The following is a 22588-nucleotide window of genomic DNA, read 5'->3' as shown; positions in this document are numbered from 1 at the left end:
TGCGCGCTACCGCAGCCGGCTCAAGCGATCGGCCACACAGGGTTGGAGCACAATCGCGCCGCCCGCCGCCTTACCCAGTTCGCGGCAATCCTGGGACGTGCACAGCGTCCAGCCACCGGCCGTCGCGCCGGAGGCCGCCAGCACGAGACGGGGCTGCGGCCCGACCTTGGGCGAATAGGCCCACCAGCCATCCTTCAGCACCGCACCTTCCGGCGGCTCCATGCCGGCACCTGAGCCTTTGATACGGGCCTCGACTACTTGCAGGCCGGAGGGCGTCACCTTCCAGTCTTCCTCCCAGCGCGTCCGCTCCACCGAATGCGCCCAGGACAATGTGAAGGCGGCAACGCCGAGCGTCACGCTCTTGCCGGCGGCGAGGATGCACAGGCTCATGCGGTTTCTCGCCTGAGCAGGATCGCCGCCGCCAGCCGGGTGCCGCTTTTTGCGTTCGCCGACCTTCGCTTCGGGATCATGCCCTGGCCGGCGCCTGCCGGGCACGCCAGACATGCCAGCCGATCCAGGCCAGCGACAGCGCCCAGCCGGTCTCGTCGGTCAGCGGCACCGCCGCCACCAGCAGCACGCCGGCGGCGAAGGCGACCAGCCGTTCCCACCAGGCCATGCGCGTGGCAAGGAAGCCGACGGCGGCGGCGCCCCACAGCACGATGCCCATGCAGGCCTTGAGAACGATGTAGGCGACCTCGACGGGATAACCGAACTGGGCGGCGATCGGTCCGGCGTCCTGCAGCATCAGCGCCGGCGTGTAGACCGCCATGAACGGAACGACGAAGCCGGCAATGGCTAGTTTTGTCGCCTGGATACCGATCTTGAGGCCACTCTCCTTGGCCATGGGTGCGGCGGCAAAGGCGGCCAGCGCCACCGGCGGCGTCAGGTCGGCCATGATGCCGAAATAGAAGACGAACATGTGGCTGACCACCAGCGGCACGCCGAGCGATAGCAGCGCCGGCCCGGCCAGCGACGAGGTGATGATGTAGTTGGGGATGGTCGGGATGCCCATGCCGAGCACCAGGCAGGTCAGCATGGTCAGCACCAGCGACAGGAACAGATTGTTCTCGCCGATCGAGATGATCCAGCCGATGAAGGTCGAGGCGATGCCGGTCAGCGTCAGGGTGCCAATGACGATGCCGACGATGGCGCAGGCAATGCCGACCGGCAGCGCGTTCTTGGCGCCTTCGGCAAGCGAATCGATGCAGATCCGCAGCGTCTCGCGGCCACCCCTGAAGGCAAGGCAGGCAATGACGAGTGCGGCGATGACAAGGCTGAGGATGTTGACGCCGAATTTCATGAAGGAGGCGGCGGCAAGCCCCAGCGCCAGCCAGAAGACGACGCGGAAGGCGAGCGGCCCGATCAGCGCCGCCAGCGGCGTGCCGAGGATCAGCACGATGGTCAGCGCCAGGCCCATCGTACCGGCGAAGACCGGCGTGTAGCCGGCGAACAGCAGATAGATCAGCGCCGCCAGCGGCAGCACCAGCGGCCAGTGCTGTCGCACGGCGTCCCAGGGGTTGGGCAGGTCCGCCTTGGCCATGCCGCTCAGGCCGGCCTTGCCTGCCTCCAGATGCACCTGCCAGAAACAGGCGCCGAAATAGAGCAGCGCCGGGATGATGGCCGCCTTGACCACGTCGGCATAGGGGATGTTCAGCGTCTCGGCCATGATGAAGGCGACCGCGCCCATCACCGGCGGCATGATCTGGCCGCCCATCGATGAGGTCGCCTCGACGGCGCCGGCAAAGGCCGAGCGGAAGCCGAAGCGCTTCATCAAGGGAATCGTGAACTGGCCGCTGGCCACCACATTGGCGACGCCGGAACCGGAAATGGTGCCCATCAGCGCCGAGGACAGCACGCAGACCTGCGCCGGGCCGCCGCGCCAGGTGCCGACCAGGCCGAGCGCGAAATCGTTGAACAGCGCGATCATTCCGGCGCGCTCCAGGAAGGCGGCAAAGACGACGAAGATGAAAATATAGGCGGCCGAGACATAGATCGGCGTGCCGTAAATGCCTTCGGTGCCGTAGGCGAAGGTGTCGACCAGCTGGGCGAAGTCATAGCCGCGATGGATGAAGGGCGGCGGCAGATGATTGCCGACGAAGCAATAGGCGAGAAAGATGAAGGCGATGGCCGCCAGCGGCAGTCCCATCAGCCGGCGCGCCGCCTCGAAGACCAGCACCACCAGCACCGCGCCGACGATCAGGTCCGGCGTGGTGAGGAAGCCGGAGCGCCGGATGAGGTCGGTATAGAACACCCAATTGTACAGGCCGGTGCCGAAGCCGAGCACGCCCAGCGTCCAGAACGCGGCCTTGGCCGGCAGGTTGGTGGCGCGCAGATTGGCGATCAGGCCGAAGCCGAGCAGCAGCAGGAAGCCGACATGCATGGCCCGCACCACCTGGCTCGGCAGGCTGCCATAGGCGGCGATGTAGATCTGGAAGGCGGAAAAAGCGACCGCGATGGCGAAGGCCGCCTTGCCGGCGATGCCGTCGCCGAAACCCGGCGGCAGTCCTTCGACCTGCTCTTCGGCGACGGGGAGATGGAAGGTGGAGGATTTGCCGTCGACTGCTTCGCTCATCCGACGCACTCCAAAATGAGCGAATGATAGTGCGAGGCGCGTCGCGAAGACATCTCAGATAGTCCTCGCCTACTTCAGCAGCCCCTTCTCCTTGTAATACCGCTCCGCGCCCGGATGCAGCGGCACCGGCATGCCGTCGAGGGCCTTGGCCGGGTCGATCGCCTTGGCGGCGGCGTGCGCGGCGGCAAGCTGGTCGAGATGCTCGAACATCTGCTTGGTCATCTGGTAGGCGGTCTCATCCGAGACATCGGCACGGGTGATGAGGAAGTTGCCGACGGCGGCTGTCGCGACATCCTCTGCCTGGCCCTCATAGGTGCCCTTGGGAATGACCACCGACAGATAGGGCGAGCCGATCTTGGCGACGTCTTCGGCCGGCACCGCAACGACATTGATCGGCAGCGAGGTGGCGAGATCGCGGATCGAGGCGACGCCCAGCCCGGCCGATTGCAGCGTGGCGTCGAGCTGGCGGTTCTTGATCAGCTCGACCGATTCGGCGAAGGGCAGATATTCGACGCGGCCGAGGTCCTCGTATTTCAGCCCGGCGGCGGCGAAGATGGCCCGCGCGTTGAGCTCGGTGCCCGATGCCGGCGCGCCCACCGACAAGCTCTTGCCCTTGAGGTCGGCGAGCGTCTTGATGCCGGATTCCTGGCTGGCGACGATCTGGATGTAATTGGGATAGATGGCGGCGATGCCGCGCAGCTTGTCCAGCTTGCCGGGGAAGCCGGCCTCGGCATTGCCCTCGGCGGCCATCTTGACGGAATCGCCGAGCGCGAACGCGATCTCGCCCTTGCCCTGCTGCAGGAGGTTGAGGTTCTCGACCGAGGCCTTGGTCGCCTGCACCTGGGTGCGGGCGCCCTCGATGCCCTTGCCGTAGATTTCCGACAGTGCCACGCCGAGCGGATAATAGACGCCCGAAGTTCCGCCGGTCAGCACGTTGATGAATTCCTGCGCGGTGGCCGACACCGCGCCAAGGCCAAGGGAAAGCGCCATCGCGCCGGCAGCAACAAATTTCGTCCTGAAATTCAACATCCGGTTTCCTCCCTGAAATATTGGCCGCATCGCCTCCCTGACGCGAACCGGGCGAGTTTAGACAGCGGAGGGGAAATGCCAACCCGCAATTCCGCTCGTTAGACGAATGGTTGAGAGTGTCGCCAAACATATGCCGGCTTGCACAAGGCGCGGCCGGAGCCGAAAGTTTTTCCAGCGCCTGTCGAAATCGGCCAAGGTCGCGCGACATACGTTCGGCCCGCAACGAAGCGGCCTTCGAAACCACGGGAGAAGACCCATGCGATACATGCTTATGATTTACGCCGACGAAGCCGCGATGGCGAACGTGCCGACCGAGGCGACCTATCAGATGAGCGCCGCCTATGACGCCTACACGGAAGCGCTGAAGAAGTCCGGCACCTGGCTGGCCGGCGACAGGCTGCGCCCGAGCCAGGCGACCACCCTGGTCCGGATGACTGACGGCAAGACCAGCGTGCTCGACGGCCCCTATGCCGACACCAAGGAGCAGCTTGCCGGCTTCTACATGATCGAAGCCGAGGACGCCGACGCCGCGATCGCCTGGGCGGCGCGCTGTCCGGCGGCCAGCACCGGGACTGTCGAGGTGCGGCCGATCTGGGAAATGGCCGACTATCTGCCCAGGAAATGACGGCGTGATGGACACACGCCCCGAAATCGCCCGGGTGGCCGCCGAGACGGCCGCCCGGCAGAGCTACGGCAAGCTGGTCGCCTGGCTGGCGGCGCGCACGCGCGACGTGGCTGCCGCGGAGGATGCTCTGGCCGACGCCTTTGCGGCGGCGCTTGAACGCTGGCCGCGCTCCGGCGTGCCGGAAAAGCCGGAAGCCTGGCTGCTCGCGGTGGCAAGGCGGCGGCGTGTCGATGCGGTGCGGCGGCGGCTGACCAGCGAAGCCGGCCGCGACCATCTCAAGCTGATTGCCGAGGAGGCGGAGGCGCGCATGACCGATGAGGACCTGCCCGACGAACGATTGCGGCTGATGTTCGCCTGCGCCCATCCGGCGATCGAACCGGGCGTGCGGGCGCCGCTGATCCTGCAGACCATCCTCGGCTTCGATGCCGCGACGATCGCTTCCGCTTTCCTGCTCTCGCCGTCAACGATGGGGCAGCGCCTGGTGCGCGCCAAGAGCCGCATCCGCGAGACCGGCATTCCGTTCCGCGTACCGGAGCGAGCCGAACTCGGCGAAAGGCTGGACGCGGTGCTGGAGGCAATCTACGCCGCTTTCGCCGAGGGCTGGTCCGACCCGGCCGGTACCGAGACGCGGCGCCGGAACCTCGCCACCGAAGGCATCTGGCTCGGCCGGCTGGTGGCCTCGCTGCTGCCGCAAGAGCCGGAAGCGCTGGGCCTGCTGTCGCTGATGCTGTTCGCCGAAGCGCGCCGCGCCGCGCGTCGCGACACGGCCGGAGAGTATGTGGCGCTCGCCGAGCAGGACCATGCACTGTGGGATCACGCCCTGGTCGACGAGGCCGAAGCCCTGCTCCGCCGTGCCGCCGCCATGGGCACGATCGGCCGCTATCAGCTCGAGGCGGCGGTCCAGTCGGCGCATGTGGCGCGACGACTGAGCGGCCGCACCGACTGGGCGGCGATCCGCGCGCTCTACGAAGCGCTGTTTTCGATCGCGGGATCACCGGTCGTGGCGATCAACCGCGCGGTGGCGATCGCAGAGACCGAGGGCGCGGTGGCGGGGTTGGCGGCTCTTTACGTGCTGGGAGACGACAAGCGGCTCAATGACTACCAGCCCTACTGGGCCGCGCGGGCCGGCCTGCTGGCCAGGCTCGGCCAGGCACCGCAGGCGCTCGAGGCCTATGATCGGGCGATCGGCTTAGAGCGCGATCCGGCGGTGCGCCGCTTCCTGCAGGCAAGACGCGCCGCTCTCATCCAATGAGCTCCCGGGCGCGGGCGGCATTTCGGACCACCTCGTTCAGGCCGGCCACATCTCGTGCGACGTGTTGAGCGTCTTCATGAGCGGATGCTCGCGCAACCGCGCCCACAGGCGTTCGATACCGGGCCAGGCCGCCCGCGCCATGTCGACGTCGGGATGCCAGGCCACCAGCATGACGAGATAGATGTCGGCCAGCGACATCTGATCGCCGGCGAGCCAGTCGCGGTTGCGCAAGGCTGCATCGACGACGGCAAAACCGCGGTCCATCTCGGCGACCGCCGCCTGTTTCACCGCCTTCGTGCCCTCGGCATCCGTCGTGTAGCGATGGGCGTAGTAGAGCCGCAGCATCGCCGGGTAGAGCACCGAGGACATGAACGCCATCCAGCGCAGGAACTCCGCGCGCGCCGGTTCATCGGCGGCCGGTGCCAAGCCGGCTTGCGGGTGACGCTCGGCGAGCAGGATGCAGATCGCCGCCGATTCGGTGATAGAGCGTCCGTCCGGCAAGGTCAGCACCGGCACCTGGTTCAACGGGCTGATGGCGAGGAAGGCCGGATCGGGCGCCTCGCTCTTCAGCACGTCGATCTGCTGGAAAGGCGCATCGATCAGCGCCAGCGCCGCCTCGACGACAAAGCCGCCGCTGCCCGGACGCGTGTAGAGCTTGTACATGAAATCCTCCCCCGGCCCGAACCAGGGCGCGCTCGAGATTTGCACCGGAAGCAGGGGCTACTCAAGTCGGGTAAGGACTCCACGGCAGGTTTTTCTGGCTCAGGACGCAAAACAAGCCACGCTAGCGGGCCAGCGCCCCCCTCTGTCCTGCCGGACATCTCCCCCTCAAGGGGGGAGATCGGATGTCACGAACGTTTTCGTCAATTTTGGCGCTGAAGAAAGGACGCGGGGCTGAAACTGCCAATCTCCCCCCTGAGGGCGCTGGCCCGCCAGCGCTGCTGTTCTTGGGTATCGAAGCCTAAGCCCCCAGCCCCTCGAACAGGATCGTCGACAGATACCGCTCGGCAAAGTCGGGGATGACCACGACCAGGGTCTTGCCCTTGTTCTCCGGGCGCGAGCCGACGACGATGGCCGCCTGCAGGGCCGCGCCCGACGAGATGCCGACCGGCACGCCTTCGAGGCGGGCGATGAGGCGCGCATTGGCGACCGAATCCTCGTTCGAGACCTTGACGATCTCGTCATAGACCGTGGTGTCGAGGATTTTTGGCGCGAAGCCGGCGCCGATGCCCTGGATCTTGTGCGGGCCGGGCTGGCCGCCCGACAGCACCGGCGAGGCATCCGGCTCGACGGCGACGACATGCAGCGCGGGCTTGCGCTTCTTCAGGACCTGGCCGACGCCGGTGATGGTGCCGCCAGTGCCGATGCCGGCGATGAAGATGTCGATCCCGCCCTGGGTGTCGTTCCAGATTTCCTCCGCCGTCGTCTTGCGATGGATCTCTGGATTGGCCGGGTTTTCGAACTGCTGCGGAATGATGGCGTTGGGGATCGTCGCGGCCAGTTCGTCGGCCTTGGCGATGGCGCCCTTCATGCCTTTCGGGCCTTCGGTCAGCACCAGCTCGGCGCCGAGCAGCGCCAGCATCTTGCGGCGCTCGACCGACATTGTCTCCGGCATGGTCAGGATCAGCTTGTAGCCCTTGGCGGCGGCGGCGAAGGCGAGCGCGATGCCGGTGTTGCCGGATGTCGGTTCGATCAGCGTGGTCTTGCCGGGGGCAATCTTGCCGGCCGCTTCCAGCGCCTCGATCATCGCTACGCCGATACGGTCCTTGACCGAGGCGATCGGATTGAAGAATTCGAGCTTGGCGACCAGATTGGCGACGATGCCCTTCTCCTTGGCGAACTTGTCGAGCCGTACCAGGGGCGTGTCGCCGATCGTGTCGGTGATGGAATCGTAGATGCGCCCGCGGCCGGGCACGCGGGCTGAAGTGACGGGCTTGTTCATTGGTTTCGCTCCCTGGATTTCAGGCAATTGGCAGTAGCCGACAGAATAGGGCTTTCAACCGCGCAAGATAGGCTGCGGCTGGAAAATATCCGAGTGGGGCGCGTGCTGAAAACGCCTGGCACTCGGAAAAGCATTTCCCGAAACAGCCGAAGTAGGGAATGGTTTGGCCGAAACGACCTACTGACGAGCGGCGATCGCCGCCGCCGCGCCAACCATGAAGGCGCCGGCAGTGCGGTTCAGCACCTTCAGCGCGCGCGGCGACTTCAGGAACCAGCGCGCCTTGGCCGCCAGCGCCAGGTAAGGCACCAGCACGACGAACAGAACGACGACCGTCAGCGCGACGAGAATGCCGTAATCGGCAAGCGTGATCGTCTTCAGGTCGACGATGGTCGGCGTGATGGCGAGGTAGAAGATCATCGTCTTGGGGTTGCCGAGCGTCACGGTGAGGCCGGCGACGAAGCTCGACAGCAAGCCGCCCTTTCCCTTCCTGGCTTCGACGGTTTCAGGTGTGATGCCGGCGGTCCAGAAGCGCCAGCCGAGGAAAGCCAGGTAGGCGACGCCGGCCCATTTGATGGCCAGGAAAACCATGCCGAACTCCTGCGCCACGAAGGCGAGGCCCAGCACCACGGCGGTCAGGTAGGTGAGATCGCCCAGCATGAGTCCGAAGGACATGGCCAGCGACGAGCGAAAGCCCGAGCCCAGCGCACGCGCGACCAGCGCGGTAATGCCGGGGCCAGGAATGGCGGCGGCGATACCGAGTGCGGCACTATAGGCGAGGAATCCGGTGAGGGTCATGGCGCTGGCGTCCAAGGGCAGTCGCGCCCTTGTCGCACGAGGCGGCCTCGGGGAGAACGCCCTGAGCGCGGGATTCGCTTGCACCAGACGGCAATGGCCCGGTTCGCAAGCAAGGGTCAGGAGCGGTCGCCACTATAAGTCACGCGCCAGATCGTGCCGTTGCCGTCCTCGGAGACGATCAAGGATCCGTCGCCGGCCGCCGCAACGCCGACCGGGCGGCCCCACACCTCGCCATTGGAAACGACGAAGCCGGTCATGAAATCCTCGTATTCGCCGGTTGGCTTGCCGTCCTTGAACAGAAGCCGGACCACCTTGTAGCCGGTCCTGTTGCCGCGGTTCCACGAACCGTGCAGGGCAACGAAGGCGTCGCCTCGATACGCCTGGGGAAAGCCGGTGTCGGCGGGCAAATCCTTGCCATCGTAGAAGGCGATGTTGAGCGGCGCCGAATGCGCCTGCATCAGCACGTCGGGACTGTCAGCCTTGCCGGCGAGATCGGACCGCTCGCCCTTGTGGCGCGGGTCCTCATTGTCGCCGATATAATACCAGGGCCAGCCATAGAAGGCGCCTTCCCTGACCGATGTCGCGTATTCGGCGGGCACATTGTCGCCGAGCCCGTCGCGCTCGTTGACGACACACCATAGCGCGCCGGTCGCCGGCTGGACGGTCATGCCCGAACAGTTGCGCAAGCCGGTGGCGACTGTGCGGCCGTTCTTGCCGTCGGGATCGAAGGCCCGGACCTCGGCCCGGCCCGCCTCGGAACCCCAACTGGCGCCGAGCGGCTTAGCCTTGACCCAGGCGTCGAGCCCGCCCCTGGGCCTCTTGCCCATGTCCTCGGCGACATTCGAGCCGGAGCCGACGGAAAGATAAAGTGTCTTGCCGTCGGGCGAGAAGGCGATGTCGCGGGTCCAGTGGTGGGTCGAAGGAATGTCGGCGACGATGGTTTGCGGCTCGCCCGAGGCCTTCAGGTCGCCATTGCCGTAGGCAAAACGCACGATGCTGTCGCTGTTGGCGACGTAGACCCATTGCGGGTCCTTGCCCGGGGGATAGAAGGCAATGCCATAGGGCCGGTTGAGACCGCCGGCAAAGATGCTTTTCTCAGCGGCTTTCGCGCTGCCCTTCGCCAGGCGATAGAGGCGGAGCTGGTTGGCCTTGCTGTCGGCAATGAACAGGTCGCCATTGGGCGCGATGCGCACGACGCGCGGATTGTCGATCCCCGAGGCGATCAACTCGGCCGAAAACCCCGGCGGCAAATGCGGCTTTGCGTCCGCCGGCATGTCGATCACGCCGGCGCTGTTGGAGGCGGATTTGGTGACATAGGGTTTCGGCAGGTCTTCCGGCTTGATCAGCCGGCGCACGCCGGGCCTGTCCGCCCGCCAGTCGCCGAAGGCGGCCGGGCCTTTGAGCACAGGCTGATCGGCTTGCTGGGCGAGCGCCGCGGTCGTGACAAACAGTGCGGACAGCGCCAGTCCGGCCAATCGCATCACTTCCTCCAATCCGTCATGAAGGAAAGCAACGATCGGTTTGCCCGTGGGTTCCGTTCGCACGATGCGCAAAACTTCTCGGATCAGGTCCCGGCAGCGTAAAAATCGTCGTCCAGGCGTTTTTCCAATTCAACGAGATCGGCCGGCAATGGCAGGCCCATGGCGCGCATCTCGCGCAGTTTTTCGCGCAGCTGTTCCTGAATTTCGTGCTGGTCCTCCGGCTGGTTGACCATCTCCTCGAGCAGCAGACTGATCTGGGCCTTGAACGATTCCAGCGCCATTCTTTTTCTCCTTTGCAGCCTGTCTGGATTACGGTCCCGCCAGGAAAGTCGTTCGCGGTCGAATTCCGGCATGGAAACCAAAGCAATAATTCCTCGAACTCCTTACCTCAGCATGCGGGAAATCAGCTGTGCCGTATAATCCACCATCGGCACGATGCGGGCATAGTTCAGCCTTGTCGGGCCGATGACGCCGAGCGCGCCGACGACGCGGGCGTCCTTGTCGCGATAGGGCGCCACCACCAGCGACGAGCCCGACAGCGAGAACAGCTTGTTTTCCGAGCCGATGAAGATGCGCACGCCCGATCCCTGCTCGGCGAGGTCGAGCAATTGGATCAGCCCGTCCTGCGTTTCCATGTCCTCGAACAGGTGGCGCAAGAGTTCGATGTCGGCCTGGGCGGTGACGTTTTCCAGCAGATTGGCGCGGCCGCGCACGATGAGCCGCGCCGGCAGGCCGCTTTCGGCACCCGCCCACACCGCAAGTCCCTTCTCGACCAGGTCCTGCGACAGCGTGTCGAGGGCGGCTCTCGTCTCTTCCTTGATGCGGGCGATCTCGGTGCGCGCCTCGGCCAGCGTGCGGCCACGGATATGCGCGTTGAGGAAATTCGAGGCCTCGTGCAATTGCGAGACGGTGATGCCGGCGGGCAGCTCGACGACGCGGTTCTCGACGTCGCCATTCTGCGACACCAGCACGGCAAGCGCCTTGGTCGGCTCCAGCTGGATGAATTCGATATGCTTGAGCGCCACCTCGTTCTTGGCCGCCAGCACCAGGCCGGCGCCGCGTGACATGCCCGACAGCATCTGGCTGGCCTCGGTCAGCATATGCTCCAGCGTCGCGCCGGAGCCGGAGGCCCGCACCTGCGCCTCGATGGTACGACGCTCCTCGTCGGAGAGGTCGCCAAGCTCCATGAAGGCATCGACGAAGAAACGCAGGCCAGCCTGGGTCGGCAGGCGCCCGGCCGAGATGTGCGGCGCGTAGATCAGCCCGAGATGCTCGAGGTCGCTCATCACGTTGCGGATGGTGGCGGGCGACAGCGAGGACGGCAGGATGCGCGACAGGCTGCGCGAGCCCACGGGTTCGCCGTCCCGCAGATAGGAATCGACGATGCGCCGGAAGATGTCGCGCGAGCGCATGTCGAGTGACTGAAGAGCCAGCGACTGCGAGGCGGGATCGACTGCCTTGGTCATTCGGCTAAAAACCTCCGGTTCAAGGATATAGACTTCGGTGGGCCGCGCGCAACCCGGTGTCTGTGTCGGGTCACCGCCCCTTTTCCTTTGCGCCATGGGCTTGGTGGGGCTACAAGCCGGCCACGATTCAAAAAATGACAAGAAAGCAGGCCGAATGCGCCCCTCCAAACGCCAATTCGACGAAATGCGCGCCATATCCTTCGAGCGCGGCGTCTCCAAGCATGCCGAAGGCTCGTGCCTGGTGAAGTTCGGCGACACGCATGTCCTGTGCACCGCCAGCCTTGAGGAAAAGGTGCCTGGCTGGATGCGCAATTCCGGCAAGGGCTGGGTGACGGCCGAATATGGCATGCTGCCGCGCTCGACCGGCGAGCGCATGCGCCGCGAGGCCTCCGCCGGCAAGCAGGGCGGCCGCACGCTGGAGATCCAGCGGCTGATCGGCCGTTCGCTACGCGCCGTGGTCGACCTGCAGGCGCTGGGCGAACAGCAGATCACCGTCGACTGCGACGTCATCCAGGCCGATGGCGGCACCCGCACCGCGTCGATCACCGGCGGCTGGGTGGCGCTGTATGACTGCCTGCGCTGGATGGAAGCGCGGCAGATGGCCAGTGTTTCGAAAGTGCTGAAGGATCATGTCGCGGCAATTTCCTGCGGCATCCATGACGGCCAGCCGGTCATCGACCTCGACTATATCGAGGATTCCTCGGCCGGCACCGACGCCAATTTCGTCATGACCGGCAAGGGTGGCATCGTCGAGATCCAGGGCACCGCCGAGGGCGAGCCTTTCTCCGAAGAGCAGTTCGCGGCCTTGATGGGCCTGGCCAAGAAGGGCATTTCCCGGTTGGTCAGCCTGCAGCAGATGGCGGTGGCTTAGTTTATTCATGCGGAGCCTGGGCACCCCCCTCTGCCCTGCCGGGCATCTCCCCCGCAAGGGGGGAGATCGGATGTTGTCGAGAGCTTCGCCAATAATCAGCATAGAATACCATGAGCTGGCGCTCACGCTGCCAATCTCCCCCCTTGCGGGGGAGATGGCCGGCAGGCCAGAGGGGGGTGCCTCGTGACTCCCTCTGCCATTCTTGAATCCGCCCTCTATGTCACCGACCTCGCTGAAGCAGAGGTCTTCTACACCGATATCCTCGGCCTCACCCTGCTCGGCAAGGTAGAAGGCCGCCACCTTTTCTTCCGCTGTGGCCCGGGCGTGCTGCTGATCTTCAACGCCGAGGCGACCAAGATTCCGCCCGCGCCCGATGCGCGACTGAAAGTGCCGCCGCACGGCGCGGTCGGCGAAGGCCATCTGTGCTTTGCCGCGACCGCCGCTGAAATCGAGCTTTGGAAAACCCATCTCTTGGCGAAGAAAATCGCCATCGAAAGCGAATTCGAATGGCCGCAAGGCGGCCGTTCGATCTATATACGCGACCCTTCGGGCAATTCGATCGAGTTCGCCGAGCCGAGAATCTGGGGCCTTTGATGCATTCGCTTAATGGCAAGAAGATCGTCGTCGCCAGCCACAATGAAGGCAAGCTGCGCGAGTTCGCCGAGCTGATGGGACCGTTCGGCTTCGAGGCGAAATCGGCCAAGGCGTATGGCCTGCCCGAACCGGACGAAACCGGCACCACCTTCGAGGAAAACGCCTACATCAAGGCCTTTGCCGCCGCAAAGGCGACCGGCCTGCCGGCACTGTCGGACGATTCTGGCCTGTGTGTCGACGCGCTCGACGGCGCGCCCGGCGTCTATACCGCGAACTGGGCCGAGACTCCGGACGGTTCGCGCGATTTCGCCATGGCCATGCAGCGCACCGAAGTGGCGATGCAGGAAGTCGGCGCGGCCACGCCCGAACGGCGCACGGGCCGCTTTGTCGCCGTCATCTGCCTCGCCTTTCCCGATGGCGAGGCCGAATATTATCGCGGCGAGGCCGAGGGCACGCTGGTCTGGCCGCCGCGCGGCGAGCTCGGCTTCGGCTACGATCCGGTGTTTTTGCCCAATGGCTTCGACAAGACCTTCGGCGAGATGAGCGCGGAGGAAAAGCACGGCTGGGAACCCGGCCAGGCGACGGCGCTGTCGCACCGCGCCCGCGCCTTCCAGAAATTCGCCCAGGCCCGGCTTGGTTCGGTGAGGCTTGGCTCGGCATGATCGGACCCGGCACCACCATGGCGCTCGACCGCGGTCCCGGCTTCGGCGTCTATGTCCATTGGCCGTTCTGCGCGGCCAAGTGCCCCTATTGCGACTTCAACAGCCATGTCCGCCACCAGCCGGTCGACCAGGAGCGCTTCGCCGCCGCCTTCGAGGCCGAGTTGGCGACGATGCGCCAGCGCACCGGGCCGCGCGAAGTGACCAGCATCTTCCTCGGCGGCGGCACGCCGTCGCTGATGAAGCCGGAAACCGTGGCCAGGGTTCTGGACGCCGTGGCTGGGAATTGGACGGTGCCTGACGGCATCGAGGTGACGCTCGAGGCCAACCCGTCCTCGGTCGAGGCGGAGCGGTTTCGCGGTTATCGCGCCGCCGGTGTCAACCGCGTCTCGCTCGGCGTGCAGGCGCTGAACGACAAGGATTTGCGCTTTCTCGGCCGGCTGCACAATGTAAGGGAAGCCTTGCACGCCATCGGGCTCGCGCGCGAAATCTTTCCGCGGCTCTCCTTCGACTTGATCTATGCGCGGCCCGGGCAGACGCCGGAGGATTGGCAGGCGGAACTCGACCAGGCGATCGGCCATGCCGCCGACCACCTGTCGCTCTACCAGCTCACCATCGAGGAAGGCACGCCCTTCCATGCGCTGCACGCGGCGAAGAAATTTGCCATTCCCGACAATGACCACGCCGCCGATCTCTATGCACTGACGCAGGAAGTCACGTCGGCGCACGGCCTGCCGGCCTACGAGATCTCCAACCACGCCAGGCCGGGCGCCGAGAGCCGGCACAACCTGACCTACTGGCGCTACGGCGAATATGTCGGCGTCGGCCCCGGCGCGCATGGCCGCTTTGTCGAGAACGGCCACCGTGTGGTGACCATCGCCGAACGGATGCCGGAGACCTGGGCCAATCTGGTCGAGGCCAAGGGCCATGGCATCACCGGCGGCGAGCTGCTGACGCGCTCCGAAGAGGCGGACGAGTTTCTTTTGATGGGGCTGAGGCTCGCCGAAGGCATCGACCTCTCGCGCTACGAGGCCTTCTCCGGGCGCGGGCTGTCGAGCGCTCGCCTGTCGGTGCTGCAGGGCGAGGGCCTGGTGGCGCCGATCGGCAACGCCCGCCTGCGCGCCACGCCGGCCGGCATGATCGTGCTCGACGCCGTGGTCGCGGACTTGGCGCGCTAAACCTTGAAAAACGTCCTCTTCGTCTGCAGCCAGAACTGCTTGCGCAGCCCGACCGCCGAGCAGGTGTTTTCCACGCGGCGCGACATCGAAGTCGCGTCGGCTGGCACCAATCATGACGCCGACACGCCGCTGACGCACGAGCTCGTCGGCTGGGCGGACATCATCTTTGTCATGGAGAAAACCCACCGGACGAAACTGCAGAAGCAGTTCAAGGCCAGCCTGAAGGCGGCCAAGGTGATCTGCCTCGATATCCCCGACGATTATGAATTCATGGACCCGGAGCTGATCGCGCTTCTGAAGGCGCGCGTGTCCCGGTATCTGGACTGAGCGCTTGCATTCGCTCCTTCGCCTTCGGCCGAACACCGTTGACCCCGAAGCCCATCTGCCCGAATTGTAGCCCCCGATCCTTCCGGCTCCGGACGCCATGGCCACGCGCGAACCACCCAAACCCACGGACGCCCCGCTCACCTTCGCGGTGCTGGTGTTCCCCGGCTTTCCGATGATGGCGTTCAGTTCCGTCATCGAGCCGCTGCGCGCCGCCAACATACTGGCGAAGCGGGAATGCTACCGCTGGATCATCGTCGGGGCGACGGAAGGGACGGTCGAGGCCTCGAACGGCGTCGTCATCCAGCCAGGCTTTTACGCCGAGGCAGCGCCCAAGGTCGACCGCATCGTGGTCTGCTCGGGCGGCGACGCCGATCATCTGATCGCCGAGGACGCCGCGAGCTGGATCCGCCGCAGCCTGCGCAATGGCGCCCATATCGGGGCCGTGGCGGATGCGGCGTTCTTCCTGGCACGCGCGGGCCTGCTCGACGGCCATGCCTGCACCTTGCACTGGACCAGCCAGGCCGCCTTCACCGAGGCGTTCCCCAACATCGAGCTGCGCCGCGATCTCTACGTCATCGACCGCAAGCGTTTTACCTCGGCCGGCGGCGTCGGCAGCCTCGACATGATGCTGGAGATCATCACCCGCGACTACGGCGCCGAGCTTGCCGCGGGCGTCGCCGAGTGGTTCGTGCACAGCCAATTGCGCTCGAGCGTCGACCGCAAGCTGATGCCGCTGCGCCTGCGCACCGGGGTCCAGAACGAACTGGTGCTGTCGGCCATCGCCATCATGGAAGACGCGGTGGAGGAGCGGCTCGGCATGGCCGAGCTGACGGCGAAGCTCGGCGTTTCCTCCGACAAGCTCGAGCGCTCGTTCCGCTCCGAACTCGCCATCTCGCCCAACGGCTATTATCGACGGCTCAGGCTGAAACGCGCCGCCGACCTGCTGGCGCATTCGACGCTTGCCGTGCGCGACGTGGCGCTGGCCTGCGGCTTTGCCTCGATGTCGAGCTTTGCCCGGGCTTTTCGAGAGGAGCATGGCCATGCGCCGAAGATGGCGAGAAGGCATTAGGGGCCGCGTTCTACGAGGGCCCCCTCATCCGGCCGCTCCGCGGCCACCTTCTCCCCGGTGGGGAGAAGAGGTTGGCGCCGGCGCCGGTAGTCTCCTCTCCCCCTCGGGGAGAGGTCAGCCGAGTGAAGCGGAGGCTGGGTGAGGGGCAGCGCCACGCATTCCAGAGCGGTATCCCGCGCAACCCACGCGGTTTTCCGCACAATCATCCCGCTCCTCCTGCGCCATGGTCGAATCAGCAACCCACCCAAGGCCAGACCCCATGAGCATCGTCGTATTCGACCCCGACAGCACCGAGGACGTCGACTTTCAGGACCGCATGCGCCACCCGGCGGCGGCCGATCCGGCCGGCGGCATGTGGCTGTCGGACACCGAGCCGTCCTTCATCGATGCCGATGCCCTGCGCAAAGGCCGGCTCAACAAACTGCGCGGCTGGATGCGCGAGGCCGGCTATGGCGGCGTCGTTTTGTTCGACCCCTACAACCAGCGCTATGCCACCGGCTCACGCAATATGTTCGGCTATTTCCTGCGCAACTCGACCCGTTATTTCTTCATTCCGGCCGACGGTCCGATCGTGCTGTTCGAATATCCGCAGAGCTACCATGTCTCCATGGTGCTCGACACGATCGACGAGGCGCGTCCTTCCAAGCTTGTCTGGTCTTCCGTGTCGGGCCGCGACGACGAAACCGCCGGTCCCTTCGCCGACGAGATCGCCGAGCTGCTGAGAAAGCATGGCGGCGGCTCGATGAAGCTCGGGCTCGACCGCTGCAGCCATCTGCAGGCCCTGGCGCTTGAAAAGCGCGGCTGCGAGGTTCGCGATTGCCAGGGCGAGATCCTCGCCGTGCGCGCGGTCAAGACGCCGGAGGAGGTCAAATGCCTGCTGGCCTCGATGGCCGGCGCCGAAGCCGCCGTCTATGCGGTGCGCGAAGCGATCAAGCCCGGCGTTTCCGAGAACGAGCTGTTCGCCATCATGTATGGCGAGGTCATACGCCAGGGCGGCGAGTTCATCGAAACGCGGCTGCTGACCTCGGGCCAGCGCACCAATCCGTGGTTCAATGAAGCCAGCGGCCGCAAGATCAGGCCCGGCGAATTGCTGGCGCTCGATACCGACACGATCGGCTGTTACGGTTATTATTCGGATTTTTCGCGCACCTTCCGCTGCGGGCCGGGCAGACCGACCCCTTATCAGAAATCGCTCTACCGCATGGCGCACGATCAGGTTCAGCACAATATTTCGATCGTGAAGCCCGGCATGACGTTCCGCGAGATCGCCGAGAAGGCGTGGAAAATTCCGGACCGCTTCGTCGACCAGCGCTACACCTCGGTCATGCACGGCGTCGGCATGCATGGCGAGACACCATTCATCGCGCATGCCATGGATTACGAGACCTATGGCCGCGACGGCCATATCGTGCCAGGCATGGTGGTGAGCGTGGAAAGCTATATTGGCGAGAAGGGCGGCCGCGAAGGCGTCAAGCTGGAGGACGAAATCCTGATCACCGAGACCGGCACCGAGCTTCTGTCGCGCTTTCCGTATGAGGATGAGTTTCTGGAGAAAGAGATTTGATGGTGGTCTCCGCCGCTGGCCTACACGCGGTACTGCCAGCATTAGAGATTAGCCGCCACGCCTCTCGCTTCGTCATCCTAGGGCGGAGCAAGGTGCGAAGCGACGCGGCGCAGACCCTAGGATCCGCTCCGCTGCATCCTTCGACAAACATCACGGCATGGATTCCAGGGTCTTCGCGACGCCGCTTCGCGGCTGCTGCGCCCTGGAATGACGAAGTCGCGGGGCCTTTTCGGACAATCGTCCAAGCCTGCGCCAGCAGAGAAACAGCGTCAGCCGGAAAACCCTCCGCATGAAAGCCCCCATTTCCATCCGCCCCGACACGGTGGCCGCTGTGTTCATCGACCTGCAGGAAGAGCACCGGCGGGACAAGCGCTACCTTGTCGAGGGCTATGAAAAGATCCTCGGCAACGTCCAGCGCCTGCAGGCGGCGGCGCGTCAAAACCATGTGCCGCTTCATCACTGGGCCTATATCGTCGATCTCGACAGCCAGGACCGGCCCTTTCATCCGGTCGGCGAAGACGGCAAGTCGGCCTTTTCCGACAAGAGCGACCCGCTGACCGAAATCTGCCACGAGGTGGCGCCGGCGAATGGCGAGGCGCTGCTGATCAAGGCCGAGGCCAGCGCCTTCCGCTCCGGTCCGGCTGGCGACCGGCTCAAGGCTTCCGGCATCGAATGGCTCGTCATGGCTGGCGTGTGGACAGAGGCCTGTATCGACGCGTCGGTCAGGGATGCCGTGGCAAGGGGCTTTCGCGTGCTTTTGGTCAAGGATGCCTGCGGCAGCGGCAGCGCGGCCATGCACCAGACCGGCATCCTCAACCTTGCCAACCGGCTCTATGGCGGCGCGGTTACCGACACCGACGGCGCCTGCCGGCTACTGGCCGGCGAGCCGGTCACCGTCTGGCAGGTCGAAGGCTCGGTACCCCTGCGCTTCACTTTTGAAAACGCCGCCCGTCTCTATGCCGAGCTTTGACCTGCCCCTCGGATTGAAATGACCAGCCGCGGCAAATGTGGACCATGGCTCGACCCGGCGCTCTGGGCCTATATCGACAGCGTCAACGCCTGGTACCCGCCGGAGATCGCCGGCCTGCCCATCGACAAGCAGCGCGCGGTCTATGCGAGGATGTGCCGGGCCTTCCACCAGGGCCGTCCGCCCGGGGTCAAGGCCACCGACAGCCTGGTCGCCGCTTCGAACCATGATATCCCGGTCCGCCGTTACCGGCTCGCCGGCGCCACACCGCGCGCAACAGTGCTCTATTTCCACGGCGGCGGTTTCATCCTCGGCGGGCTCGAAAGCCATGACGACATCTGCGCCGAAATCTGTGCCGGCACCGGCTTCGACGTTGTGTCGGTCGATTACCGGCTGGCGCCCGAGCATCTCCACCCCGCCGCCTTCGACGATGCGCTGGTGGCTTTCGAATGGGCGGCGGCGACCAGCGAGCCGCCGCTCGTGCTCTGCGGTGAAAGTGCGGGCGGCAATCTGGCGGCGGCGGTGGCACAGGCCACGCGTCGCCATCCGCGCGCCGCGATCGGCCAGGTGCTGATCTATCCCGATCTCGGCGGCAACGAGGCGATCGGCTCCTACGTGGAACATGCCGATGCGCCGCTGCTGTCGACAAGCGACGCCGCCTTCTACCGCGACGTCCGCTCAGCCCGGAAGCAATCGCCCGGCGATCCGACCTTCGCGCCGCTGCGCGACCGCGACTTTTCCGGCCTGCCGCCGACGGTGATCATCACGGCCGAATGCGATCCGCTGTCGTCGGACGGCAAAGTCTATCGCGACCATATCCTGGAGGCCGGCGGCAAGGCCTGGTGGCATGAGGAGCCCCGCCTCGTGCACAGTTTCCTGCGCGCCCGCACGACCGTGCCGGCCGCTGCGGAGGCTTTTGCGCGCATCATTGCGGCCGTTGCCGCGCTGGGCCGGGGGGAATGGCCCTACTGAGGCCGCTTCTCGGATGGCTCTATGATGACAGCGCCTGGGCTGCTTCCTGGGGGGAGGCTTTCAGCCACAGCGCCTTTTCGCCGAGCGTCGCGACCATGGCGGCGTGCGCCGCGCGCTCCGTTTCGGTCAGGCGGGGCAGCAGCGGCGCCGGGCGCTCGGCAACGATGATCTCGATATGCCTGACATTGTTGCCGCCCTGGGCCGGAGCGGTGGCGCTGTCGAGGATCAGTGCGGCCTGCTTGCCGCCGATCAGCTCGATATAGACTTCCGCCAGCAATTCGGAATCGAGCAGGGCACCGTGCTTGGTGCGCTTGGTGTTGTCGATGCCGTAGCGCCGGCACAGCGCGTCGAGCGAATTGGGTCCCATCGGGTGCTTGCGGCGCGCCAGGGCCAGCGTGTCGACGACAAGCCCGTTATCGACAGGCGGGTGGCCGAGCCGTCCGAATTCGACATTGAGGAAGCCGATATCGAAGGTGGCGTTGTGGGCGACCAGCTTGGCGCCTTCCGTGAATTTCAGCCATTCCTCGGCAATTTCGGCGAAGCTCGGCTTGCCCGCGAGATCGGCCGCGCTGATGCCGTGCACGGACTGCGCCTCGGCATGGATCGCGCGGCCTTGCGGGTTGATATAATGATGGAAGGTCCTGCCGGTCGGAAAGCGATTGACCAGCTCGACGCCGCCAAGCTCGATGACGCGGTCGTCACGCGAATCGAGGCCGGTGGTTTCCGTATCGAAAATGATCTCACGCATCGAATCAGGTCGCTCCTGGGAGCAGAATCGCCAGACCGGAACAAAATGGCAATGGGCAATGCTGACGGCCTGCCGTCAGCAGCCCGACTTATCCCTTGATTTCGGCAATGATCGAAGCAACCGCCGCACGCGCGGCGTCCAGCCCCTCGCCGGTGTCGATGACGAAATCGGCCAGCCGGCGCTTTTCGGCATCCGGCACCTGCCTGGCCAGAATCGACGCCAGTTTTTCTTCGCTCATGCCAGGCCGCGCCAGCACGCGCTGGCGCTGGACTTCGGCCGGCGCCGTCACCACGACGACCTTGTCGACGCGGCCACGGCCGCCGGTTTCGAACAGCAGCGGGATGTCGAGGACCACGATCGATTCGCCCGCTGCACGATGCCTGGCCAGGAAGGCATCGGCATCGGCACGGACCAGCGGGTGGATGATGGCTTCGAGTTTTTTCAGGGCCGCGGCATCGCCGAGCACGCGAGCGCCGAGTTTTGCGCGGTCGACGCTTCCGCCAACCGTGGTGCCGGGAAAGGCGGCCTCGACCAGCGGGGCGACCTTGCCTGCATAGAGGCGGTGCACCGTCTCGTCGGAATCATGCACCGGAACGCCTGCCTCGGCGAACATCCTGGCCGTGGTCGACTTGCCCATGCCGATCGAGCCGGTAAGGCCGAGCACGATCATGATTTCGGCACCCGGGATTTGGGCAACAGATCGGCAACGATGAGTGCGCGCAGTTCAGCCGTCACCTTCGGCCTGACGCCGAACCAGCGTTCGAAGCCGGGCACCGCCTGGTTGAGCAGCATGCCGAGCCCGTCGACCGTCTTCAGCCCCCGTGCCCGCGCGGCGGCGAGCAGTGGGGTCTCGAGCGGCACATAGACGATGTCGTTGACCACGGCGTGGGCGGGCAGACCCCTGGGGTCGGCGGCCAGATCCCCGTTGCCCTGCATGCCCAGCGCCGTGGTGTTGACCAGCAGGCCGGCGTCGCGCAGCAATTCGCCGGTCGCCGCCAATGGATGCGCGGACACCCCGGCGCCAAAGCGGTCGCGCAATTCGATTGCCCGGGCGAGCGTGCGATTGACGATGCGGATATCACCGAGGCCGCGCGCCTTCAGCGCATGGATGACGGCACGGGCGGCGCCCCCGGCACCCAGCACCACGGCAGGGCCATTGGCCGCCCAGCCCGGAGCGTGGTCGTCGAGATTGGCGGCAAAGCCGTGGCCGTCGGTGTTGCCGCCCCACAAAGTGCCGTCCTCGAACCAGAGCGTGTTGACGGCGCCGATCTCGTCGGCCGCATGGTCGCGGCGCGCGACCCCGGCAAAAGCCGCCTCCTTGTGCGGGATGGTGACGTTGCCGCCTCGATAACCGTTCGCCTGCAGCGTCGCCAGGAATTCGGCGAAATTTTCGGGCGCCACATCGATCGCCTGATAAGTGCCATCAATGCCATGCTCGGCCAGCCAGTGACCGTGGATCATCGGCGAGCGCGAATGTTTTATGGGGTGGCCGGTGACGAAGGCCTTTTTCGGGATTTCAGCCATCGATGGCTCCCAGTGCGCGCAGTTCCGCCAGCAACGGCAGCAGCGGCAGCCCGACAATGGTAAAATGGTCGCCTTCGATTTTTTCGAACAGCTGGATGCCTTCGCCCTCGACCTGGTAGGCGCCGACACTCGACAATGCCTTGACGCCGACCCGGGCCAGATGCCGGCCGATGAAGGCGGGGTCGAGCTTGCGCATGGTCATCGAGGCGATGCCGACATGGCGCCACAGCACCTTGCCGTCGCGCACCAGAACGGCGGCGCTGTTGAGCTGATGGGTCTTGCCCGACAACGCCAGGAGATGGCGGCGCGCGCCCTCCATGTCGGCCGGCTTGTGGAAGACCTCGTCGCCGAGCGACAAAGTCTGGTCGCAGCCAAGCACCAGTGCCCCGGGCCGGCGCTCGCTGACTTCGGTGGCCTTGGCTTCGGCGAGCACCAGCGCGACGTCCTCGGGCGAGGCGCCGCTGTCCTGCAACGGCGCTTCCAGCGCCCGCTCGTCCAGCGTCGCGGGAACCGCCTCGATGTCGACGCCGGCATCGACCAGCATCGCCTTGCGGAAAGGACTGCCTGAAGCGAGGACGATTTTTTCTGTCATGATCTTTCGCCTGTTACCCGTCATTGAGTTGCTGGCTGGGTGGGACGCTAGCGGCCGCCGCACCCCTTGGCCACTGTAACGGCATGGATCCTAGGGTCTGCGCGACGGAGCTTCGCTCCTGCTTCGCCCTAGGATGACGAATGCATTGCGATCCACGGCTAATCTCAACGGCCGGAGATTTGCAGTTGTGTCGCCGTATAAGAAGTGACGATGCTGGCAAGTCATAAAACCTTCGAGATTAGCCGAGACAATCATCCCTTCGTCATCCTAGGGCGAAGCAAGGAGCGAAGCGACGCGGCGCAGACCCTAGGATCCATGCCGTGACCTTTCGAACCACGCAGCGGTTCTGTTGGCAGGTTGG

General features: G+C 65.6%; 24 protein-coding genes. 11 read left to right on the top strand and 13 right to left on the bottom strand.

Features of this window, described 5'->3' with window-relative positions:
• Positions 1–6 precede the first annotated feature (6 nt).
• The 3 genes from LB554_RS13710 to LB554_RS13700 all read right to left on the bottom strand — a co-directional run bounded on the left by LB554_RS13710 (position 7) and on the right by LB554_RS13700 (position 3601).
• Positions 7–390, bottom strand: coding sequence for a DUF1850 domain-containing protein (locus tag LB554_RS13710; RefSeq protein WP_015314783.1), 384 nt, complete (start codon positions 388–390; stop codon positions 7–9).
• Between the two features lie 76 nt (positions 391–466).
• On the bottom strand, positions 467–2572 hold the full coding sequence (locus LB554_RS13705; RefSeq protein ID WP_015314784.1) for a TRAP transporter permease: 2106 nt from the start codon (positions 2570–2572) through the stop codon (positions 467–469).
• 69 nt (positions 2573–2641) lie between these two features.
• Complete coding sequence (locus tag LB554_RS13700) at positions 2642–3601, bottom strand: TAXI family TRAP transporter solute-binding subunit (protein ID WP_015314785.1); 960 nt, start codon at positions 3599–3601, stop codon at positions 2642–2644.
• Positions 3602–3857: 256 nt separating this feature from the next.
• Between LB554_RS13700 and LB554_RS13695 the strand changes: the two genes are divergently transcribed.
• Together LB554_RS13695 and LB554_RS13690 are read left to right on the top strand one after the other, a co-directional pair.
• Positions 3858–4226 carry a YciI family protein gene (locus LB554_RS13695; RefSeq protein WP_015314786.1) on the top strand — a complete coding sequence of 123 codons (369 nt, stop codon included), beginning with the start codon at positions 3858–3860 and terminating at the stop codon, positions 4224–4226.
• Between the two features lie 7 nt (positions 4227–4233).
• Positions 4234–5478, top strand: a complete 1245-nt coding sequence (locus LB554_RS13690) for an RNA polymerase sigma factor (RefSeq protein ID WP_140789001.1) — start codon at positions 4234–4236, stop codon at positions 5476–5478.
• Positions 5479–5514: 36 nt separating this feature from the next.
• Here the strand turns inward: LB554_RS13690 and LB554_RS13685 are convergent, their stop codons facing one another.
• The 6 genes from LB554_RS13685 to hrcA form a co-directional block, all read right to left on the bottom strand.
• Entirely contained in the window at positions 5515–6141 is a 627-nt protein-coding gene (locus LB554_RS13685) for a glutathione S-transferase family protein (RefSeq protein WP_224585056.1), read from the bottom strand.
• A 298-nt stretch (positions 6142–6439) separates the two neighbouring features.
• Entirely contained in the window at positions 6440–7420 is a 981-nt protein-coding gene (cysK, locus tag LB554_RS13680) for a cysteine synthase A (RefSeq protein WP_140618137.1), read from the bottom strand.
• Positions 7421–7597: 177 nt separating this feature from the next.
• Positions 7598–8215, bottom strand: coding sequence for a LysE family translocator (locus LB554_RS13675; protein WP_140618139.1), 618 nt, complete (start codon positions 8213–8215; stop codon positions 7598–7600).
• A 116-nt stretch (positions 8216–8331) separates the two neighbouring features.
• On the bottom strand, positions 8332–9696 hold the full coding sequence (locus tag LB554_RS13670) for a PQQ-dependent sugar dehydrogenase (protein WP_224585054.1): 1365 nt from the start codon (positions 9694–9696) through the stop codon (positions 8332–8334).
• Positions 9697–9779: 83 nt separating this feature from the next.
• Entirely contained in the window at positions 9780–9977 is a 198-nt protein-coding gene (locus tag LB554_RS13665; RefSeq protein WP_015314792.1) for a hypothetical protein, read from the bottom strand.
• A gap of 102 nt (positions 9978–10079) precedes the next feature.
• Complete coding sequence (gene hrcA, locus LB554_RS13660; RefSeq protein WP_015314793.1) at positions 10080–11162, bottom strand: heat-inducible transcriptional repressor HrcA; 1083 nt, start codon at positions 11160–11162, stop codon at positions 10080–10082.
• Positions 11163–11316: 154 nt separating this feature from the next.
• Between hrcA and rph the strand changes: the two genes are divergently transcribed.
• The 9 genes from rph (at position 11317) to LB554_RS13615 (ending at position 19363) form a co-directional block, all read left to right on the top strand.
• A complete protein-coding gene (gene rph / locus LB554_RS13655; RefSeq protein ID WP_015314794.1) occupies positions 11317–12033 on the top strand; it encodes a ribonuclease PH in 717 nt (238 codons plus the stop codon).
• Between the two features lie 183 nt (positions 12034–12216).
• Positions 12217–12627 (top strand): VOC family protein, encoded by a 411-nt coding sequence (locus LB554_RS13650; protein WP_224585052.1) that lies wholly within the window; start codon positions 12217–12219, stop codon positions 12625–12627.
• Entirely contained in the window at positions 12627–13289 is a 663-nt protein-coding gene (gene rdgB, locus LB554_RS13645; RefSeq protein WP_224585050.1) for an RdgB/HAM1 family non-canonical purine NTP pyrophosphatase, read from the top strand. The genes LB554_RS13650 and rdgB overlap by 1 nt, the downstream gene beginning before the upstream one ends.
• The gene (gene hemW / locus LB554_RS13640) at positions 13286–14464 is read left to right on the top strand and encodes a radical SAM family heme chaperone HemW (RefSeq protein ID WP_224585048.1); all 1179 of its coding nucleotides are present in this window, start codon (positions 13286–13288) and stop codon (positions 14462–14464) included. The genes rdgB and hemW overlap by 4 nt, the downstream gene beginning before the upstream one ends.
• Before the next feature lie 3 nt (positions 14465–14467).
• Positions 14468–14791, top strand: a complete 324-nt coding sequence (locus tag LB554_RS13635) for a low molecular weight protein tyrosine phosphatase family protein (protein WP_224585045.1) — start codon at positions 14468–14470, stop codon at positions 14789–14791.
• A gap of 97 nt (positions 14792–14888) precedes the next feature.
• A complete protein-coding gene (locus LB554_RS13630) occupies positions 14889–15860 on the top strand; it encodes a GlxA family transcriptional regulator (protein WP_224585044.1) in 972 nt (323 codons plus the stop codon).
• A gap of 259 nt (positions 15861–16119) precedes the next feature.
• Positions 16120–17424 carry a M24 family metallopeptidase gene (locus LB554_RS13625; protein WP_224585042.1) on the top strand — a complete coding sequence of 435 codons (1305 nt, stop codon included), beginning with the start codon at positions 16120–16122 and terminating at the stop codon, positions 17422–17424.
• Between the two features lie 289 nt (positions 17425–17713).
• On the top strand, positions 17714–18394 hold the full coding sequence (locus tag LB554_RS13620) for an isochorismatase family protein (RefSeq protein WP_224585040.1): 681 nt from the start codon (positions 17714–17716) through the stop codon (positions 18392–18394).
• An 18-nt stretch (positions 18395–18412) separates the two neighbouring features.
• Positions 18413–19363 carry an alpha/beta hydrolase gene (locus tag LB554_RS13615; protein ID WP_224585037.1) on the top strand — a complete coding sequence of 317 codons (951 nt, stop codon included), beginning with the start codon at positions 18413–18415 and terminating at the stop codon, positions 19361–19363.
• 19 nt (positions 19364–19382) lie between these two features.
• On the opposite strand, the gene dnaQ is transcribed toward LB554_RS13615, so the two are convergent.
• The 4 genes from dnaQ to LB554_RS13595 form a co-directional block, all read right to left on the bottom strand.
• Positions 19383–20111, bottom strand: coding sequence for a DNA polymerase III subunit epsilon (gene dnaQ / locus LB554_RS13610; protein ID WP_224585035.1), 729 nt, complete (start codon positions 20109–20111; stop codon positions 19383–19385).
• A gap of 88 nt (positions 20112–20199) precedes the next feature.
• Entirely contained in the window at positions 20200–20781 is a 582-nt protein-coding gene (coaE, locus tag LB554_RS13605; protein WP_224585033.1) for a dephospho-CoA kinase, read from the bottom strand.
• Positions 20778–21635 carry a shikimate dehydrogenase gene (locus LB554_RS13600; RefSeq protein WP_224585031.1) on the bottom strand — a complete coding sequence of 286 codons (858 nt, stop codon included), beginning with the start codon at positions 21633–21635 and terminating at the stop codon, positions 20778–20780. The genes coaE and LB554_RS13600 overlap by 4 nt, the downstream gene beginning before the upstream one ends.
• Positions 21628–22227 carry a Maf-like protein gene (locus LB554_RS13595; RefSeq protein WP_224585029.1) on the bottom strand — a complete coding sequence of 200 codons (600 nt, stop codon included), beginning with the start codon at positions 22225–22227 and terminating at the stop codon, positions 21628–21630. Before LB554_RS13595 ends, LB554_RS13600 begins: the two co-directional genes overlap by 8 nt.
• Positions 22228–22588 lie beyond the last annotated feature (361 nt).

Origin of the sequence: Mesorhizobium sp. CO1-1-11, assembly GCF_020164995.1 — a bacterium.
GTDB classification, from domain to species: domain Bacteria; phylum Pseudomonadota; class Alphaproteobacteria; order Rhizobiales; family Rhizobiaceae; genus Mesorhizobium; species Mesorhizobium australicum.
Note: the sequence above shows the minus strand (reverse complement) of the source record. Positions and strands in the feature narration are given on the sequence as shown.

Bases quoted from the DNA above. Each gene is read 5' to 3' on its own strand.
- LB554_RS13600 (WP_224585031.1), bottom strand. From the start codon at position 21,635: ATGGCTGAAATCCCGAAAAAGGCCTTCGTCACCGGCCACCCCATAAAA.
- dnaQ (WP_224585035.1), bottom strand. From the start codon at position 20,111: ATGCGTGAGATCATTTTCGATACGGAAACCACCGGCCTCGATTCGCGT.
- LB554_RS13625 (WP_224585042.1), top strand. From the start codon at position 16,120: ATGAGCATCGTCGTATTCGACCCCGACAGCACCGAGGACGTCGACTTT.
- cysK (WP_140618137.1), bottom strand. From the start codon at position 7,420: ATGAACAAGCCCGTCACTTCAGCCCGCGTGCCCGGCCGCGGGCGCATC.
- LB554_RS13710 (WP_015314783.1), bottom strand. From the start codon at position 390: ATGAGCCTGTGCATCCTCGCCGCCGGCAAGAGCGTGACGCTCGGCGTT.
- LB554_RS13595 (WP_224585029.1), bottom strand. From the start codon at position 22,227: ATGACAGAAAAAATCGTCCTCGCTTCAGGCAGTCCTTTCCGCAAGGCG.
- LB554_RS13700 (WP_015314785.1), bottom strand. From the start codon at position 3,601: ATGTTGAATTTCAGGACGAAATTTGTTGCTGCCGGCGCGATGGCGCTT.
- LB554_RS13630 (WP_224585044.1), top strand. From the start codon at position 14,889: ATGGCCACGCGCGAACCACCCAAACCCACGGACGCCCCGCTCACCTTC.
- LB554_RS13685 (WP_224585056.1), bottom strand. From the start codon at position 6,141: ATGTACAAGCTCTACACGCGTCCGGGCAGCGGCGGCTTTGTCGTCGAG.
- LB554_RS13705 (WP_015314784.1), bottom strand. From the start codon at position 2,572: ATGAGCGAAGCAGTCGACGGCAAATCCTCCACCTTCCATCTCCCCGTC.
- LB554_RS13690 (WP_140789001.1), top strand. From the start codon at position 4,234: ATGGACACACGCCCCGAAATCGCCCGGGTGGCCGCCGAGACGGCCGCC.
- LB554_RS13670 (WP_224585054.1), bottom strand. From the start codon at position 9,696: ATGCGATTGGCCGGACTGGCGCTGTCCGCACTGTTTGTCACGACCGCG.
- LB554_RS13695 (WP_015314786.1), top strand. From the start codon at position 3,858: ATGCGATACATGCTTATGATTTACGCCGACGAAGCCGCGATGGCGAAC.
- LB554_RS13620 (WP_224585040.1), top strand. From the start codon at position 17,714: ATGAAAGCCCCCATTTCCATCCGCCCCGACACGGTGGCCGCTGTGTTC.
- coaE (WP_224585033.1), bottom strand. From the start codon at position 20,781: ATGATCGTGCTCGGCCTTACCGGCTCGATCGGCATGGGCAAGTCGACC.
- rdgB (WP_224585050.1), top strand. From the start codon at position 12,627: ATGCATTCGCTTAATGGCAAGAAGATCGTCGTCGCCAGCCACAATGAA.
- LB554_RS13665 (WP_015314792.1), bottom strand. From the start codon at position 9,977: ATGGCGCTGGAATCGTTCAAGGCCCAGATCAGTCTGCTGCTCGAGGAG.
- hrcA (WP_015314793.1), bottom strand. From the start codon at position 11,162: ATGACCAAGGCAGTCGATCCCGCCTCGCAGTCGCTGGCTCTTCAGTCA.
- hemW (WP_224585048.1), top strand. From the start codon at position 13,286: ATGATCGGACCCGGCACCACCATGGCGCTCGACCGCGGTCCCGGCTTC.
- rph (WP_015314794.1), top strand. From the start codon at position 11,317: ATGCGCCCCTCCAAACGCCAATTCGACGAAATGCGCGCCATATCCTTC.
- LB554_RS13615 (WP_224585037.1), top strand. From the start codon at position 18,413: ATGACCAGCCGCGGCAAATGTGGACCATGGCTCGACCCGGCGCTCTGG.
- LB554_RS13675 (WP_140618139.1), bottom strand. From the start codon at position 8,215: ATGACCCTCACCGGATTCCTCGCCTATAGTGCCGCACTCGGTATCGCC.